The sequence below is a fragment of the Caulobacter sp. GW456-12-1-14-TSB4 genome (assembly GCF_059424195.1).
This window is the reverse complement of sequence record NZ_JBWKZF010000021.1, coordinates 29,012-44,873: the sequence shown is the minus strand read 5'-3', so window position 1 is coordinate 44,873 and position 15,862 is coordinate 29,012. Positions and strand designations below refer to the sequence as shown.

General features: G+C 69.8%; 17 protein-coding genes. 7 read left to right on the top strand and 10 right to left on the bottom strand.

All coding sequences use genetic code 11. From position 1 onward, the window contains the following. Window positions 1-95: 95 nt before the first annotated feature. Both AC07YH_RS18500 and AC07YH_RS18495 read right to left on the bottom strand, forming a co-directional pair. Window positions 96-1,040, bottom strand: a complete 945-nt coding sequence (locus tag AC07YH_RS18500) for a FecR family protein (protein WP_494748424.1) — start codon at window positions 1,038-1,040, stop codon at window positions 96-98. Beyond that, window positions 1,037-1,546 (bottom strand): RNA polymerase sigma factor, encoded by a 510-nt coding sequence (locus AC07YH_RS18495; RefSeq protein WP_494748423.1) that lies wholly within the window; start codon window positions 1,544-1,546, stop codon window positions 1,037-1,039. Before AC07YH_RS18495 ends, AC07YH_RS18500 begins: the two co-directional genes overlap by 4 nt. 286 nt (window positions 1,547-1,832) lie before the next feature. Here AC07YH_RS18495 and ubiG point away from each other — a divergent pair, with 286 nt between their 5' ends. The 4 genes from ubiG (at window position 1,833) to AC07YH_RS18475 (ending at window position 5,435) form a co-directional block, all read left to right on the top strand. Next, the gene (gene ubiG / locus AC07YH_RS18490) at window positions 1,833-2,585 is read left to right on the top strand and encodes a bifunctional 2-polyprenyl-6-hydroxyphenol methylase/3-demethylubiquinol 3-O-methyltransferase UbiG (protein WP_494748422.1); all 753 of its coding nucleotides are present in this window, start codon (window positions 1,833-1,835) and stop codon (window positions 2,583-2,585) included. 138 nt (window positions 2,586-2,723) lie between these two features. Then, complete coding sequence (locus tag AC07YH_RS18485; protein WP_494748421.1) at window positions 2,724-3,731, top strand: YMGG-like glycine zipper-containing protein; 1,008 nt, start codon at window positions 2,724-2,726, stop codon at window positions 3,729-3,731. A gap of 116 nt (window positions 3,732-3,847) precedes the next feature. After that, window positions 3,848-4,147, top strand: a complete 300-nt coding sequence (locus AC07YH_RS18480; RefSeq protein ID WP_494748420.1) for a YMGG-like glycine zipper-containing protein — start codon at window positions 3,848-3,850, stop codon at window positions 4,145-4,147. A gap of 100 nt (window positions 4,148-4,247) precedes the next feature. Then, window positions 4,248-5,435: a glycosyltransferase family 87 protein gene (locus AC07YH_RS18475; RefSeq protein ID WP_494748419.1), complete on the top strand. Its 1,188-nt coding sequence runs from the start codon at window positions 4,248-4,250 to the stop codon at window positions 5,433-5,435. Here AC07YH_RS18475 and AC07YH_RS18470 read toward each other — a convergent pair. From AC07YH_RS18470 to AC07YH_RS18455, 4 genes are read right to left on the bottom strand one after another with little or no spacing between them, the layout of a single operon-like run. Next, entirely contained in the window at window positions 5,333-5,767 is a 435-nt protein-coding gene (locus tag AC07YH_RS18470; RefSeq protein ID WP_494748418.1) for a DUF1178 family protein, read from the bottom strand. The two genes, AC07YH_RS18475 and AC07YH_RS18470, sit on opposite strands and share 103 nt — an antisense overlap. A 19-nt stretch (window positions 5,768-5,786) precedes the next feature. Beyond that, window positions 5,787-6,608, bottom strand: a complete 822-nt coding sequence (locus AC07YH_RS18465; protein WP_494748417.1) for a carbon-nitrogen hydrolase family protein — start codon at window positions 6,606-6,608, stop codon at window positions 5,787-5,789. Continuing rightward, entirely contained in the window at window positions 6,605-6,859 is a 255-nt protein-coding gene (gene grxC / locus AC07YH_RS18460) for a glutaredoxin 3 (RefSeq protein WP_494748416.1), read from the bottom strand. The genes AC07YH_RS18465 and grxC overlap by 4 nt, the downstream gene beginning before the upstream one ends. Before the next feature lie 27 nt (window positions 6,860-6,886). Beyond that, entirely contained in the window at window positions 6,887-7,660 is a 774-nt protein-coding gene (locus AC07YH_RS18455; RefSeq protein WP_494748415.1) for a ComF family protein, read from the bottom strand. Here AC07YH_RS18455 and AC07YH_RS18450 point away from each other — a divergent pair. Further along, complete coding sequence (locus AC07YH_RS18450) at window positions 7,660-8,574, top strand: methyltransferase domain-containing protein (protein ID WP_494748414.1); 915 nt, start codon at window positions 7,660-7,662, stop codon at window positions 8,572-8,574. The two genes, AC07YH_RS18455 and AC07YH_RS18450, sit on opposite strands and share 1 nt — an antisense overlap. 6 nt (window positions 8,575-8,580) lie before the next feature. Here AC07YH_RS18450 and AC07YH_RS18445 read toward each other — a convergent pair whose 3' ends face one another. Both AC07YH_RS18445 and mutT read right to left on the bottom strand, forming a co-directional pair. After that, the gene (locus tag AC07YH_RS18445) at window positions 8,581-8,817 is read right to left on the bottom strand and encodes a Flp family type IVb pilin (protein WP_494748413.1); all 237 of its coding nucleotides are present in this window, start codon (window positions 8,815-8,817) and stop codon (window positions 8,581-8,583) included. Continuing rightward, window positions 8,733-9,137 carry an 8-oxo-dGTP diphosphatase MutT gene (gene mutT, locus AC07YH_RS18440; protein ID WP_494748412.1) on the bottom strand — a complete coding sequence of 135 codons (405 nt, stop codon included), beginning with the start codon at window positions 9,135-9,137 and terminating at the stop codon, window positions 8,733-8,735. Before mutT ends, AC07YH_RS18445 begins: the two co-directional genes overlap by 85 nt. Window positions 9,138-9,527: 390 nt before the next feature. Here mutT and AC07YH_RS18435 point away from each other — a divergent pair, with 390 nt between their 5' ends. Both AC07YH_RS18435 and AC07YH_RS18430 read left to right on the top strand, forming a co-directional pair. Next, window positions 9,528-10,976 carry a DEAD/DEAH box helicase gene (locus AC07YH_RS18435; protein ID WP_494748411.1) on the top strand — a complete coding sequence of 483 codons (1,449 nt, stop codon included), beginning with the start codon at window positions 9,528-9,530 and terminating at the stop codon, window positions 10,974-10,976. A gap of 182 nt (window positions 10,977-11,158) precedes the next feature. After that, complete coding sequence (locus tag AC07YH_RS18430) at window positions 11,159-13,393, top strand: PAS domain-containing protein (RefSeq protein ID WP_494748410.1); 2,235 nt, start codon at window positions 11,159-11,161, stop codon at window positions 13,391-13,393. A gap of 137 nt (window positions 13,394-13,530) precedes the next feature. Here AC07YH_RS18430 and AC07YH_RS18425 read toward each other — a convergent pair whose 3' ends face one another. Continuing rightward, complete coding sequence (locus AC07YH_RS18425) at window positions 13,531-15,081, bottom strand: hypothetical protein (protein WP_494748409.1); 1,551 nt, start codon at window positions 15,079-15,081, stop codon at window positions 13,531-13,533. Then, on the bottom strand, window positions 15,078-15,860 hold the full coding sequence (locus tag AC07YH_RS18420; RefSeq protein WP_494748408.1) for an ABC transporter ATP-binding protein: 783 nt from the start codon (window positions 15,858-15,860) through the stop codon (window positions 15,078-15,080). Before AC07YH_RS18420 ends, AC07YH_RS18425 begins: the two co-directional genes overlap by 4 nt. Between the last annotated feature and the right edge of the window lie 2 nt (window positions 15,861-15,862).

The window sequence follows — 15,862 nt, the reverse complement described above, 5'->3', positions numbered from 1 at the left end:
GATGAAGTGTTCTTCACCGCTAGAGACGAGCCGGCGAAAATTCTCCGCGCGGCTTTTTCGACAAGCTTTTGCGACAAGGCCTGTGGATGATTCCGCTAGTCGGCGCGGAGCACGATCTCGCCTTTGCGCGCCTCGGCGCGGGCGTCGGTTATTTTCGTCAGGGCACGAACGAAACCTTCGGGATCGTTGGCCTGGAACGCGCCGACCAGCCGCCGCCGGCCCAGGGCCTCGTCCTCGACCACCAGCTTGACGTCGTTGTAGCGGTTGAACTCGGCCACCGCCTCTTCCAGCGTGCGGTCCTCTAGCATAATCAGCCCGTCCTTCCAGGCCAGCAGGCGCTGGGCCCGGACCTCGCCGATGCGGTCGATGGCAGGCGCGCGCAGCGGCTCGGAGGAGAGGAAGGCCTTGTCGCCGGCGTTCAGCCGCAGCACCGCTCGCTCGGCGTGGACGTTCCAGGCGGCGACCACGCCCTCGGTCACCACCACCTCGGCCCCGCCCTCGCGCTGGCGCACCGAGAAGGCCGTACCCACGGCCTGCACCCGCAGGTCGCCCAGGGCCACGGTGAAGGGCCGCGACGGGTCCTTGGCGACCTCGAACCAGGCCTCGCCGCGCGCCAGGCGCACGCCGCGCCGCTTGCGGCCGATGGCCAGGTCCAGGCGCGAGTCGGTGTTGACCACCGCCAGGCTGCCGTCCGACAGCGGCGCGCGCAGCACCTCGCCCCGGGCGGTGACCACCCGCTCGGACATCCGCCAGCTCCACAGGCCGGCCAGCCCTGCCCCGCCAGTGACCAGGCCAGCCGCGATCGCCGCCCGGCGCGAGGTGGGCTTGCGCACCGGCGGCGCGGCCGGCTCGGTGCGAGCCTCGGCCAGGGCCCAGGCGGCCTGGGCGCGGACATAGGCCCCGTGATGGCGACGGTCCTGCGCCAGCCAGGCGTCCAGCGCCTGGGCGTCGTCGCGCGACAGGGCTCCCGCGTCCACGCGCGCCACCCAGTCGGCGGCCAGGCCGTCGATGGTGTCGGAATCGTTGGCGGGAGGGCTCATGAGGTCGAACGTCGGCTGGTCGTGGCGTAGGGCTGGTCTGCATCGCCGGAAACGGTCTCCAACACCAGCCGTACGCCGCGCGCGACCTCCTTTTCGACGGTGTTCTCGGAGACGCCCAGGCGGCCGGCGATCTCGCGCTGCGAATAGCCGTAGAACTTGCGCAGGGTGAAGATCTCGCGGCACAGGGCCGGCATCACCTGCACCACCTCGCGCACGGCCTCCAGCCGACGGCGGTGGGCGGTGATCTGTTCGGGCGACGGGGTCTCGTCGATCAGGCTCTCGGCGTCGAACACCGACAGGGCCTGGAAGCGGACCACGCGCTTGCGGCGGATCTGCTCGATGACGATGTTGCGGGCCGTGGCGATGAAATAGGCCCGCCCCGAGCTGACCCCGCCGGTCCGCGCGCCCGCGATCCGGCTGTAGGCCTCCTGGATCACGTCATCGACCTCGACGTCCGGGAAGCGGCGGCGCAGCCAGGCGCGGACGTCCGGCTCGTGCGGCAGCACCTCGGCGGCGATCCAGGCCAGGTTGGGCGGTGGCGCGGAGATGGCGAAACCCCCGTTTCTGCGAAGCGTCGCCCTTAGCGGCGGTTTGTGACGGTTCGTGCACGCCTCCCCCGTTTCCCCGGCGAAAGCCGGGGCCCAGATCGAACCTTGGGCGGACGAAGTCTTGGCGCCGCCGTATCTCGGATCATCCCCAGACTCTCCGGATGAATCTGGGCTCCGGCTTTCGCCGGGGAGACGGAGAGAGGGGAGGTTTAGTTTGGGACTTCGCTGCTCTAGAACACCGCCCATGACGCAAGCAGCCGCCCCCTCCTGGAGCATCGACCCCGCCGACGTGGCGCGCTTTTCGGCGATCGCCGCCGAGTGGTGGGACCCCAAGGGCAAGTTCGCGCCGCTGCACGTGTTCAACCCCTGCCGTCTGGCCTTCATCCGCGAGGAGGCCCTGGCCCGCTTCGAGCGCGACGGCAATCTGCGCCAGCCGTTCGAGGGGCTCACCTTGCTCGATATCGGCTGCGGCGGCGGGCTGCTGTCCGAGCCGATGGCGCGGCTGGGCTTCGCCGTCACCGCCGTCGACGCCTCGGAGAAGAACATCAAGACCGCCGCTGCCCACGCGGCCGAACAGGGGCTGGAGATCGGCTACCGCCCCGCCACCGCCGAGCAGCTGCTGGCCGAGAGCGCGGGGCCGTTCGACGTGGTGCTGACCATGGAGGTCATCGAGCACGTCGCCGATCCGGGCGAGTTCCTGCGCACCTGCTCGCGGCTGCTCAAGCCCGGCGGCCTGATGATCGTCGCCACCCTGAACCGCACGCTGAAGGCCCTGGCGCTGGCCAAGATCGGCGCCGAATACGTGCTGCGCTGGGTGCCGCCCGGCACCCACGAGTGGAAGCAGTTCCTCAAGCCCGAGGAGCTGCGCGCCTTCCTGGCCAGCGAGCCCGTCCAGATGCACGGCCCGTTCGGCGTGGCCTACAATCCGCTGACCGGCCGCTGGAGCCGCTCGGCCGATGTCGACATCAACTACATGATGACCGTCACCAGGGACTGACCAAGGGTTGAAACTGCGTAGATCCGGGAACTTCGGCCTCTGGCGGGGCTTTTCTCCGCCAGGGACAGAAACCCGGATTGGCGACCCAACTGTCGGGGGTCGGCCGTCGATCCGTTCGTGTGGGAACGGAGACTCGAAATGACTTCCAAGACCATGGCCGCCGTGCTGGCCGCCACCGTGGCCTGCGGCGCGATCGCCCCGGCCTTTGCTCAAGATTCCGCGTATCAGCGCAGCCTGCAGAACTACGACGCCCAGCGGTCAAACTACTACGACAAGGTGGCCGAGTATCAGGACCGCCAGGAAGCCTACGAGCGCGACCGCGCCAACTACATCCAGAATCGCGACGACTATGACCGTCGCTACGGCCGCGGCGCCTATGACCGCCGCAACCCCAGCTATGCCGAGCGCTATCGCGTCGCCCAGTACCGCGACAGCGCCGCCTACTATTCCGAACAGGCCGAGTTCGAGCGGGCCCGCGCCAACTACGAGCGCGCCCGCTACGACTACGACCGCCGCAATGGTGATGGGTCCTATGACCGCCGCCACCGCGCCGAGGCCGACCGCTTCCGCACCAGCGGCGTGAGCCAGGCGTCGGGCTATGATGTGGGCCGCGAGCAGTGGGAGCGCGATCGCGACCGCTACTATTCGGCTCGCGACGACTACGACCGTCGCTACGGCAATGGCGCCTATGACCGCCGCAACCCGGGCGAAGGCGCGCGCTACGCCGCGCCCTATGCCGGGGCCTACAGCATCGACACCAGCGCCAACGTCAACTACCCGAGCGACTGCCGTCAGGACGCCAAGAAGAACGCCACCGTCGGCGGCGTGATCGGCGCCCTGGCCGGCGCGGCCCTGGGCTCGAACGTCGCCGCCCGCAACGCGCGCCCCGAGGGCACCGTCCTCGGCGCCCTGGTCGGGGCCGGCGTCGGCGCGGCCGTGGGCAACGCCTCGGCCAAGTGCGACACGCGCGGCAACTACTACAGCTATGAGCAGACCCAGCCCTATCGCTACAGCGACGGCCGCTACGCCACCGCCAGCGAACGCTGCCGCCTGGCTCCCGCCCCGACCGAGTACAACGGTCGCGTCGAGCAGCGCTATGTGCGCGTCTGCCCCGACGCCGACGGCCGCTATCGCGTCGAGGGCTGATCCCGAACGTAAGACCCAGGCTTGACGGTCGGATGCCCGACTTTCTGGAAACCGGCCGTCAGCTTGGGCGTTACGTCACCGAGGGATCTAGAAAAACAATTATTGGAGAGCTCGCCATGCGCGCCCGCCTGAAGACCATCGTCCTGGCCACCGTCGTCGGTTTCACCGTCAGCTCGGTCGCCATCACCGCCGCCGAAGCCCAGAACCGCCGTGAGCGCGTCCTGGTCTGCAACAAGTCCAAGGCCAAGAACGGCGCCGTCATCGGCGCGCTCGGCGGCGCCCTGCTGGGCAACACCGTCGCCGGCCACGGCAACAAGACCGAAGGCGCCCTGCTGGGCGCCGGCGTCGGCGGCCTTGCCGGTCACGAGATCGGCAAGAACAAGAAGAAGTGCCACTACGAGTACCGCTATCGCTAACCGCTAGCCGGTACGGATAGACAAAAGGGCGTCGGACTTCGGTCCGGCGCCCTTCGTGTTTTAAGACGACCTTGAGACTTGCCCGCGACCTTTAGGGGCGATGGCGCAGTCCGAAATCTCTCCCACCCCCGGGGCCGATCGCCGCCTGCTCCTGCTGGCGCTGCTGGCGATGTTCGCCCTGCTGAGCCTGCTGGTCGCGCGCAACCTGACGCTCCAGCCGGCGGGCGTGGATCTCCTGGCCATCTGGAACGGCGGCCGCGTGGCGATCAGCCAACCCGCGCGGCTCTACGACTTCCAGTATCTGAGCACGCTGCAAGGCATCGACGCGTCCGACGATGTCCTGCGCCCCTACATCAACCCGCCCTCGGCCCTGCTGCTGTTCGCGCCCTTGGGCCTGCTGCCGTTCAAGCTGGCCTACCTCGTTCTGATGGCGCTGAGCCTGGCGGTGCTGGCGACGGCCGGAGCAAGAATCCGCGCGCCGTGGTGGCAGGTGCTGTTGCCCACCGTGGCGTTCACGGTCTTCTGCGGCCAGTTGAGCCTGCTGATCGTCGGCCTCGTCGTGCTGGGCCTGTCGTTCCGCGCCCGGCCGGCGCTCGCGGGCCTGATGTTCGCCATCGCCGCCGCGATAAAGCCGCAGCTGCTGGTACTGCTCCCCATCGCCCTGGCGGCCCAGGGCCAGTGGCGGACGATCCTGTTTACGGGCGTCGGCGGCGTGTTGATCGCCGCGCTCTCGGCCGGCCTGTTCGGCCTCCAGACTTGGCTGGACTGGCTGGCCGCCCTGCCCCGCTTCAACGCCGTCATCGCCCAGCAAGGCCTGCTGGACACCGCCATCACGCTCTACGCCAAGCTGGCCGCTCTGGGCGTCAACGGCGCCTGGGCCTTCCTGCTGGCGCCGCTCGTGGCCTGGGCCGTCTGGATCGCCTTCCGACGCGAGGCGACCTGGCCCGCGCAGCTGATCGCCCTGCTGGGCGGCGCGCTGCTGATCTCGCCCTACGCCATGAACTACGAGTTGGCCCTGCTGGCCCCGGCGGTGGCGGCCTATGTCGCCCGGACCGAAGACAAGCGGTGGATCATCTACGCGGTCGCCGCCGCGCTCTACGCGCTGAACATCTCGGCGGGCTGCCTGTCGCTGATCGCGGCCCTCGTCCTGCCGTTTCTGGCCAAAGACCTTGGGCTAAGCGACCTTCAGTTGACGTCGGTCTTCTTCGGCGCGGCCGGCGGCAAGGGCGCGACCCGCACGCCGTCCTCGACCAGCGCCTTGACCTCGGAGGGCGAGGCCTCGCCGTAGATGCCGCGTTCCTCGGACTTGCCCTCGTGGATGTCGCGGGCCTCCTTGGCGAAGGCGTCGCCGACGTAGTCGAAATTGTCCTCGACGTGCCGACGGACCTCGCCCATGGCCGTCATCATCATCTCGCGCATCTTCGGATCGACCTCAGGGGCCGAGCGCTGGGCCTTCGTGCCCGCCACGGCCGGGGCCATGATCTGCTTGGAGACGCCGTTCGAGCCGCACAGCGGACACTCGACCAGCCCGCGCGCGGCCTGGTCGTCATAGTCCGCCGACGAGCCGAACCAGCCCTCGAACTCGTGGGCCGCGTCGCACTGGAGCGCGTACTTGATCATGGAACTAGGGTGCGCGCTTTCACGGACCGACGAAAGGCCGGGCGTTCTGCAGGACCGGGATCGCCGCCCGCGCTGACAAAGCAGCGGGCAGGTCGAGCTCGGCCAGCAGCACGCCGGGCTCGTCATGGTCCAGCTTGCCGATGATCTCGCCCCACGGCCCGACCACGATCGAGCGGCCCCAGGTGCCGCGACCATCCTCGTGGAAGCCGCCTTGCGCCGCCGCGATCACGAACGAGCCGGTCTCGATGGCGCGGGCCCGCAACAGCACGTCCCAGTGCGCCTCGCCCGTCGGACGGGTGAAGGCGGCCGGAGCTGTGATCACCGTCGCGCCGGCCAGGGCCAAGGCGCGGTGCAGGGCCGGGAAGCGCATGTCGTAGCAGATGGTCAGGCCGAACTTGCCGATCGGCGTGTCGACCACCACCGCCGTCTCGCCCGGCGTATAGGTCGCCGACTCCCGCGCCGTCTCACCGGTGGGCAGGTCGACGTCGAACATGTGCAGCTTGTCGTAGGTGGCGACGATCGCGCCCGTCGGGTCGATGACGACCTGACGGTTGGCGGCCTTGCCGTCCTCGCGCAGCACCAGGGCCGAGCCGATGTCGATCCAGGTCCCGGTCTCGGCCGCGATGGCGCGCAGGCCGTTGACGACCGGATCGTCTTCCAGCGCCGTCAGGGTCGGCAGCAGCTTGCCGCGGTCCTTCTGCAGGACGTTGGTGCATTCGGGCGTCAGCACGAACTGGGCGCCGCCCGCGATGGCCTCGCGGACCAGCGGCGCGACATGGGCCAGCGCCGCCGCGTGGGTCGCGGGCGTGCGCGTCTGGATCAAACCGACCTTGAGGATCATGCGGCGAGCATCTGATCCAGCTTGCCCTCGCGCTCGAGGGCCATCATGTCGTCGCAGCCGCCGATGTGCTGCTCGCCCACGAAGATCTGCGGGAAGGTGGTGCGGCCCGAGCGCTGCATCATCTCCTGGCGCAGCGCGGGGTCCATGCCGGCCTCGATCTCGGTGAAGTCGGCGCCCTTTTCACCCAGCAGGGCGATGGCGCGGGCGCAGTAGCCGCAGAACGGACGGGTGTAGATGGTGACTTTGGCCATGCTCTGACTCGAAAACCTCGTGCGTCCTTATATAGGACGCGCCTGCATTTCTGTAACGCGGGCGACGACAGATAACGTCACCGACGCCGCCCCCGCCGCCAGAAGCGCTCGCGCGCAGCCCTCGGCCGTGGCTCCGGTGGTCAACACGTCATCAATCAGGACGATCCGCCGGCCGACGATCCGATGGCGTCGGGCCTCCGGGACGGCGAAGGCGGCGGCCACGTTGCGCCGCCGGCCCGTGGCCGACTTGCCGCCCTGGCTGTCGGTGTCGCGCTTGCGGATCAAGGCGTCGGGCAGGTAGGCCAGCGCCGCCATCCGGGCCAGCGGCCGGGCGATCTCGGCGGCCTGGTTGTAGCGGCGGGTCAGCATCCGGCTGCGGTGGACAGGCACAGGGACCACGGCGTCAGCCTCGTCCAGCAGGTCGGTCGCGGCCCGCGACAGCCAGCGGGCGAAGAGCCCCGCCAGGTCGGTGCGATCGGCGTGCTTCAGCTTCAGGATCAGTTCGCGCGAGTGCTCGTCATAGACGCAGGCCGCGCGGCAGCGCTGGAACGCCTTGGGTTTGGCCTGGCAGGCCGGGCAGCGCTCCGCCTGCTCGTAGGCCATGGCCAGCCCGCAGCCGTCACAGACCGGATCGTCCAGGAAGGTGACCTTGGAAAAGGCGCTGGCCGACAGCCCGCCGCTCAGCGCCGCCTCGCCGTCCAGACTGGACGGCGGCAGCAGGAGGTCGAGCGCGCTTCTTCCCCAACCCTTGAGAAGGGAGCCTTTCCAGAACGGTCCGGAATCGCCATGTTCCGCGCGCAATGACCGCCTCTCCCCTGCTCTTCGACCGCGCCCTGCATCGCGCCCGCCTCGACCGCGCCTCGCCGGGCTACGCCGCCGCCGACTTCCTGAAGGCCCGCGTGGTCCAGGACGTGGTCATGCGGCTGGAGACGATCCTGCGACGCTTTCCGGTCGCCGTCGACCTCGGCGCGAGAAACGGCCATTTTTTCAAGGCCTTGGAGGACAGCGACGCCCGCCAGAACATCGACACCCTGATCGAGACCGACCTCTCGGCGCGGATGCTGGCCGATCGCACGACCCTGCGCGTCGCCGCCGACGAGGAGCGCCTGCCGTTCGGCGACGCCACGCTCGACCTCGTGGTCTCGACCCTGTCGCTGCACTGGACCAATGACCTGGTCGGGGCGCTGATCCAGATCCGCCGCGCGCTGCGGCCCGACGGCCTGTTCCTGGGCGCGATCTTCGGCGGGGCCACCCTGACCGAGCTGCGCCAGTGCCTGCTGGCCGCCGAGGCCGAGCTGTCGGACGGCGCGTCGATGCGGGTCTCGCCGTTCGCCGACGCCATCGATGCGGCGGGCCTGCTGCAACGGGCGGGCTTCGCCCTGCCGGTCGCGGACGTCGATCGCGTGAAGGTGCGCTACAGCCACCCGATCAAGCTGCTGCAGGACCTGCGGGCCATGGGCGAGACCAGCGTGCTGCTGGACCGCTCGCGCAAGCCGCTGGGCCGCAAGGTGCTGTTCCGGGCGATGGAGCTCTATGTCGAACGTTTCGCCGAGGCCGATGGCCGGGTGCCGGCGACGTTCGAGATCGTCTCGGTGACGGGCTGGGCCCCGCACGACAGCCAGCAGAAGCCGCTGCGGCCGGGCTCGGCCAAGATGCGCCTGGCCGATGCGCTGGGGACTCAGGAGCAGCCGGCGGGCGAGAAGCCTACGCCTTAGGCGAGATCAGGTGCCGATGGCCGTCGCGGCCTTGCCCAGCGCCTTGTTCGTGGCGGTGCTGAACGCGGTCATGCCGCCGATGATGATCAGGGCGATCAGTCCGGCGATGAGGCCGTACTCGATCGCGGTCGCGCCGGACTCGTCGGCCCAGAACCGCTTCAGAGCAGATCGCGCAGCCAGGCCACCAGAGGCTCGTCCGCCGGCGGCATCGGATAGTCCGATAGCTTGTCGGGTTTCACCCATGCCAGCCCCTCATGCTCCTTGCGCGTCACTTGGCCTTCCCATCGACGCAGCAGGTAGAGTGGCATCATGAGGTGAAAAGACTCGTAAGAGTGGGACGCGAAAACGAACGGCGCGAGGCAGGCTTGGGCGACCTTGATGCCCAGTTCCTCGTCCAGCTCGCGGATCAGGCACGCTTCGGGCGTCTCGCCCGGCTCGACCTTGCCGCCCGGAAACTCCCACAGACCGGCCAATTGCTTGCCCTGCGGCCGCTGGCAGATCAGCACCCGCCCGTCGACATCGATCAGGGCGGCGGCGGCGACAAGGACGATCGGCTTGGTCATGAGGCTGGGTGTGGCGTGATGACGCGGCCCTGTCTAGATGCTCCCCCGCTGGGGGGAGCTGTCGCGAAGCGACTGAGGGGGCTAGCTCGGCCTATGCCGCGCTGCCTCCTCCGGCCCTCTGGGCCACCTCCCCCAGAAGGGGAGGATCTATCAAGGCCCGCCTCTTCCTTGACTTTTGCACCGCAACATTAGATATGAGCCTCGCGTCCTCTTCGACGCTATTGGCGCTCCAGCCGCGTGAGGGTCCGTTTTCGGACCAGCCTGTCGAGCGCCTTGAGAGTTTTCTCATCAGATCGCCCGTGCACGCGGGGCGCTCCCCCGACGACCAGCCGAGGGGCCAGCCGTGCGAGAGCGCATGGGCTGCTATCGGCGCATGAAAGACTGATTCCATTGACTCAATTCGCTGACCTTGGCCTGGCCAAGCCGCTGCTGAAGGCCCTTGCCGAGAAGGGCTACAAGGAGCCGACCCCGATCCAGGCCCAGGCCATCCCGGTGGTGCTGCAAGGCAAGGACCTGCTGGGCATCGCCCAGACGGGCACCGGCAAGACCGCCGCCTTCGCCCTGCCGATCCTGCAGCGCCTGGCCGAGGACCGCAAACCCGCTCCGCGCCGCGGCTTCCGCTGCCTGGTCCTGTCGCCGACCCGCGAACTGGCCACCCAGATCGCCGAGAACTTCAAGGCCTACGCCGTCCACATGGGCCTGTCGGTCCACACCATCTATGGCGGCGTGAAGTACGGCCCGCAGATGAAGGCCCTGGCCGGCGGCATCGACGTGCTGGTGGCCACCCCCGGCCGCCTGATGGACCACATGGCCGAGAAGTCGGCCATCGTCTCGGGCACCGAGATCTTCGTGCTCGACGAAGCCGACCAGATGCTGGACCTGGGCTTCGTGGTGCCGATCCGCAAGATCGCCAGCCAGCTGACCAAGAACCGCCAGAACCTGTTCTTCTCGGCCACCATGCCCAGCGAGATCGGCAAGCTGGCCGGTGAGCTGCTGAACGACCCGGTGCAGGTCTCGGTGGCGCCGCAAGCCACCACCGTCGAGCGCATCGACCAGCGCGTGCTGTTCATCGAGGCCCAACGCAAGCGTCCGCTGCTGGCCGAGGTCCTGTCCGCACCGGGCGTCGAGCGCACCATCGTCTTCACGCGCACCAAGCGCGGCGCCGACCGGGTGGCCAAGTACCTGAACGCCGCCGGCATCGAGGCCGCCTCGATCCACGGCGACAAGACCCAAGGCCAGCGCGAGCGCGCTCTGGCCGCCTTCAAGGCCGGCGAGATGCGGGCCCTGGTGGCGACCGACATCGCCGCGCGCGGCATCGACGTCAACGACGTCAGCCACGTCATCAACTACGAGCTGCCCAACGTGCCGGAGGCCTATGTCCACCGGATCGGCCGCACCGCCCGCAAGGGCAAGGACGGCATCGCCATCAGCTTCTGCGCCGATGACGAGCGTAACCTGCTGAAGGACATCCAGAAGGCCACCCGCCAGACGATCCCGTCCTTCGACCGCCGCAACGACAAGCAGCTGGCGGCCGCCGCGGCCGTCGCCGACAAGCTGGCGCCGGCCGAGAAGTACGTCGATCCCCGCAAGGCCGATCCGCGCAATGACGTCCCGTCGGAGCTGCGCCGCAAGCGCAACCGTAACGGCAATCGCAATGGTGGCGGCGGCAACGGCGGCGGCGGTCGTTCCGAGGGCCAGAAGGCCCAGGGTCGCGGCGGAAACGCCGGCCGTGGCCCCGGTCAGGGCCAGGGTCGCAAGCCCGGTGGTCCCCAGAACGAGTTCCGCGGACCCAAGCGTGACGCCGCTCCGGCGGCCAAATCCTGGTCGCCGATCGACTAAATCCCAGCTCTAACAATCAGTTGCGCCCGGAGAACCTTTCGCGTTCTCCGGGCGTTTCTGTGCGTGCGTTTACGAAAGCGACGCTTGAATCCATAGGGGCGATGGGTTCACCTTGTTCTGGGCCGGTCGGCTGACCGGATGGGGGACCACGAATGGGCGAAGGCAATGCTCGCGCCGCGCCTGTGCTGACGAGACTCGCCGGTGGCGAGATGGCCGAACGCGTGCGTGCGTTCGACTGGTCCCAGACCTCCGTCGGCCCGCTCGATACCTGGTCACCCAGCCTGCGCCTGGTCGCGGACATGATCCTGGCGACCAATTTCCCCATGGCCCTGCGCTGGGGTCCCGACCTCGTCCTGATCTATAACGACGCCTATGCCCCCGCCCTGCACGCGCTGCATCCGACGGCGCTGGGCGCGCGGCTGGATCAGACCTCGCCGGACTTCCAGGCCTCGATCCGCGCCTTCCACGAGGACATCCTGGCCGGGACCAGCGGCGGCATCGCCTTCGAGAAGCTGCCCCTGAAGGTCACCCGCGGCGGGACCCAGGAGATCGGCTACTTCACCATCAGCTACAGCCCCGTGCCCGACACGACCGCGCCCAACGGCGTCGGCGGGGTATTGGTCACGGCGGTCGAGGTCTCGGAGTCGGTGGCCGACCGCAAGACGCTGAAGACCACCCAGGAGCGCTACGAGATGGCGCGCGAGGTGGCCGGGGTGGTCGGGGCCTGGGAGTGGGACATCCACGCCAACAAGGTCTATGCCGACGCCCGCTACGCCGAGATGCACAACGTCTCGCCCGACTATGCCGAGGCCGGCCTGCCGGTGCAGAGCTACACCCCCGCCGTCCATCCCGAGGACCGTAAGCGGGTCCAGGACATCGCCCTGTCGGTGGCGGCGACCGGCGGCGACTTCTCGGGCGAATACCGGCTGGTGCAGGCCGACGGCTCGGTCCGCTGGGTCTATACGCGCGGCCGGGCCTATCTGGGCGAGGACGGCAAGCCGGCCCGCAACACCGGCGTGGTCGTCGACATCACCGAGCGCAAGCAGGTCGAGGCCGAACTGGCCGCCGCCCGCCTGGACCTCGACCTCGCCGCCCAGGCCGCCGGCATGGGTCGCTGGGACCACAAGCCGGACCTGGGGCAGCGCTTCTGGGACGAGCGCGCCCGCGCCATCTTCGGCCTGGGGCCGGGCGTCGGTCCGGATCAGGCGACCTTCGAGCGACTGATCCATCCCGATGATCTGCCAACGGTCATGGCGGCCGTGAAGGCGGCCACCGATCCGACCGGGCCGGGCACGATCAATCTGGACTATCGCATCCACCGGGACAACGACGGCGCGCTGCGCTGGGTCGAGACCTTCGGCCAGGCGTTCTTCGAGGACGCCCGGTGCGTGCGCTTCGTCGGCGTGGTCTCCGACGTCACCGAACGGCGCGAGGCGGTCAAGTTCCAGCTGCGCCAGGAAGAGACCCTGCGCCAGGCCGTCGACGCCGCCGACGTCGGCACCTGGGACTACGACCTCGACAGCGGGGCGCTGACCTGGTCGGACCGCTGCTACCAGATGTTCGGCCTGACGCCGGGCGAGCCGGTCGACACCGAGACCGCCTACGGCCTGATCCATCCCGCCGACGTGGCCCGCGTGCGCGACGCCACCCAGCGGGCCCTGAATCCGGCGATCCGCGCCGACTACGCCGTCGAATACCGCGCCATCGGCCGCGACGACCATGTCGAGCGCTGGCTGGGCGTGAAGGGCAAGGTGTTCTTCGGCGACGACGGCCAGGCCCATCGCTTCGTCGGGGCCGTGGTCAATGTCACCGATCGCAAGCGCGCCGAGCTGCACCTTCGGCTGCTGGTCAACGAGCTGAACCACCGGGTGAAGAACAGCCTGGCCACCATCCAGGCCATCGCCGCCCAGAGCTTCACCGGCGAACGCGCCCTGCACCAGGCGCAGGAGGCCTTCTCCAGCCGCATCGTCGCCCTGGCCGAGGCCCACGACCTGCTGACCCGCGAGAACTGGGAAGGCGCCGAGCTGCACGACGTCACCACGCGCCTGGCGGCTTTGCACGGCGGGGCCGGCCGGTTCGAGCTCAGCGGCCCGTCGATCCGCCTGTCGCCCAAGACGGCGCTTTCGCTGTCGATGGCCCTGCACGAGCTGGCCACCAACGCCATGAAGTACGGGGCGCTCTCCACGCCCGACGGCCGCATCCGGGTGGCGTGGGACCTGGCGCCTGTGCCGGGCGCGGCGCGGCTGGATTTGACCTGGACCGAGACCGGCGGCCCGGTGGTCGTTCCGCCCACGGACCGGGGGTTCGGCTCGCGCCTGATCGAGCGGGGCCTGGCGGCGGAGCTGTCCGGCTCGGCGGCGATCGACTTCCACCCGGACGGGGTGGTGTGCCGGATCCGGGCGTTGCTGGAGGCGTAACTCCCCTCTCCGTTCTTCCCGGCGAAAGCCGGGACCCAGATCTCGAAGTGCTGGGGATGATTGGAAACGCTCTGAGTTCCTAGAACTCGCCCCAGCGCTCTTCCATCTGGGCCCCGGCTTTCGCCGGGGAAACGGGATTAGGTGGAGGCCGCCCGCAACGCCGCCGCGATCTGCTCATCCGTCCGCCGCAGCGCCATCATCAGCGCCCCCGCCACGACCAGCGGCAGCACGGCCCAGACCAGCCATCCCGCCACCGCCAGGGCCGTCGCCGCGCCGATCAGGGCGGAGACGACCAGCTCGGCCAGGGTCGTCAGCAGGGAGCCCCCGCGTCGGCGGCGGAAGTCGGCGCGCTTGCCGGGCTTCTGACGCCAGACGCCGATCAGGCCGGCGCTCCAGGCCGTCAGCCCCGCGCCGATCGCTGTCCACAGGCCGGCCAAGGGCGCGTACCAGGCCAGCACCCCGATCGGGATCGCCAGCAGCACGGCCACCGGCAGCAAGGCGGCCGCCAGCTTGGCCTGCCGCAGCACCGACACGGGCGCGGGGGCGATGGCCAGCAGGTCGGGCGTGTCCTCGGCAGAGACCGTGATCCAGACCAGGCTTCCGGTCACCTGCCCGGCCAGGAAGGTCACGGCGGCGGCCGGCCCCGCCAGGGCCCAGACCGGCATGTGCGTGGCGCTGCGGGCCAGCACCAGGGCCAGGGGCAGCATGTACAGCACCCGCAGCAGCACCTGCGACAGCAGCGCCGCGTCGCGGCTGATCAGGCGCAGCTCCTTGCGCAACGTGGCCTGGAACGGCCCGGCGGCGAAGGCTCGGGTTGGCCCTCGCGCGCCCTTGCGGGTCTCGGCTCCCTGCGTGGCGGCGGCCGCGTCGGCGAAGCGGCGGCCCAGCACCAGGGCGGCGAACAGGAAGAGCCCCGCGCCGACCGCGACCAGGATCAGCAGCGGAAGCGGCTCGCCCAGCGCCGCGCGCAGCGGCAGGTCGGCGAAGGGCGGCGGCTGGATGCGGCCGGCCTTGGCGTCCATGGCGATGCGGGCGAACAGGCTCTGCGAAGCCTTCTCGCCCATCAGGTTGCGATACTGCGACGCGAGGAAGAACGCGGCCCCGATCAGGGCCGCCATCACCTGGGCCACGGTGCGCGTGCGGCGCGGACCGATCAAGGCAAACAGCGCCATGGCCAGCAGCAGGCCAACGCCGGACGCGCCCAAAGCCGCCGCCGCGATCACCACGAACACGCCCAGCCAGGCCGAGTGGCCCAGCACGATCGACGGCGTCAGCAAAAGCACGGCCGGGATCATGAACCATAGCCCGGCATTGACCGCCAAGCCCAGCGCCCGGACGAACAGCACCCGGCGCGGCGACAGCGGCGAGGAGAACAGCAGGTCCAGATCGCCGCGCTCGTAGAGGGCGTCGGCCGCGCCGGCCAGCGTGCCCGACAGCATCAGGGTCAGGATCACCGCCAGCGCCAGATCGACGAGGACCACCGCCAACGGGACGATCGGAACCTCCTGGCCGCGCAAGGCCAGCCCCATGGCCACGCCGCCGGCCACCAGCAGCCCGCCCAGGATCACGAAGGCGATCAGCGCGCCCGGTCCCCTGCCCTTGCGGCCTGCGAGAAAGCCCCGCCAGGCCAGGCGCAGCTCGTGGGCCAGCAACCAGGGCGTGCTGGCGGGCTTGAAAGGCAGGCTCACGCAACAGCCTCTGAGGTCAGCTGCAGGAACACGTCCTCCAGCGTCCGGCCGCTGGCTTCGCCGGCCTTGCCGCGCAGCTCGTCCAGCGTGCCCTCGGCCAGCAGGCGGCCGCCGGCGATGATGCCGATGCGGTCGGCCATGCGCTCGGCGACCTCCAGGATGTGGGTGGTCAGGATCACCGTGCCGCCGGCGTCGACGCGGGCCTGCAGCATGTCCTTGACCAGGCGCGCGGCGGCGGCGTCCAGGCCGGTCAGCGGCTCGTCCAGGATCAGCAGCTTGGGATCGTGGATCAGCGCCCCGGCCAGGGCGACCTTCTGCTTCATGCCGCGCGAGAAGCCCTCGCACCGGCGGCGCGCCTCATCGGCCAGGCCCAGGGTCGCCAGCAGTTCCTCGGCCTTCGCCTTGGCCGCGCGCGGTTCGATGTTCCAGAGGCCGGCGACGAACTCCAGATATTCAAGCGGGCTGAGCTTGTCGTAGATCATCGCCTCGTCCGGCGCCCAGGCCAGCAGGGCCTTGGCGCCCGCCGGGTCCTTGCGCGCATCGACGCCGAAGATCGCCACCTCGCCGCTGTCGGGCTGGGTGAGGCCCGCGACCATCCGCAAGGTGGTGGTCTTGCCCGCTCCGTTCGGCCCCAGCAGCGCATAGAGTTCGCCCGCATGGACCGTCAGGTCGAGGTCGGACACCGCGGGCTTGGCGAACGTCTTGTTCAAGCCGCGAACGATCAAGGCTTCCGTCAAAACCCGCCCCCAAACACGCAACGCGAGGACATGTGACGTCATCG

Bases quoted from the DNA above. Each gene is read 5' to 3' on its own strand.
- AC07YH_RS18500 (WP_494748424.1), bottom strand. From the start codon at position 1,040: ATGAGCCCTCCCGCCAACGATTCCGACACCATCGACGGCCTGGCCGCC.
- ubiG (WP_494748422.1), top strand. From the start codon at position 1,833: ATGACGCAAGCAGCCGCCCCCTCCTGGAGCATCGACCCCGCCGACGTG.
- AC07YH_RS18485 (WP_494748421.1), top strand. From the start codon at position 2,724: ATGACTTCCAAGACCATGGCCGCCGTGCTGGCCGCCACCGTGGCCTGC.
- AC07YH_RS18480 (WP_494748420.1), top strand. From the start codon at position 3,848: ATGCGCGCCCGCCTGAAGACCATCGTCCTGGCCACCGTCGTCGGTTTC.
- AC07YH_RS18475 (WP_494748419.1), top strand. From the start codon at position 4,248: ATGGCGCAGTCCGAAATCTCTCCCACCCCCGGGGCCGATCGCCGCCTG.
- AC07YH_RS18470 (WP_494748418.1), bottom strand. From the start codon at position 5,767: ATGATCAAGTACGCGCTCCAGTGCGACGCGGCCCACGAGTTCGAGGGC.
- AC07YH_RS18465 (WP_494748417.1), bottom strand. From the start codon at position 6,608: ATGATCCTCAAGGTCGGTTTGATCCAGACGCGCACGCCCGCGACCCAC.
- grxC (WP_494748416.1), bottom strand. From the start codon at position 6,859: ATGGCCAAAGTCACCATCTACACCCGTCCGTTCTGCGGCTACTGCGCC.
- AC07YH_RS18450 (WP_494748414.1), top strand. From the start codon at position 7,660: ATGACCGCCTCTCCCCTGCTCTTCGACCGCGCCCTGCATCGCGCCCGC.
- AC07YH_RS18445 (WP_494748413.1), bottom strand. From the start codon at position 8,817: ATGGGTGAAACCCGACAAGCTATCGGACTATCCGATGCCGCCGGCGGA.
- mutT (WP_494748412.1), bottom strand. From the start codon at position 9,137: ATGACCAAGCCGATCGTCCTTGTCGCCGCCGCCGCCCTGATCGATGTC.
- AC07YH_RS18420 (WP_494748408.1), bottom strand. From the start codon at position 15,860: ATGACGTCACATGTCCTCGCGTTGCGTGTTTGGGGGCGGGTTTTGACG.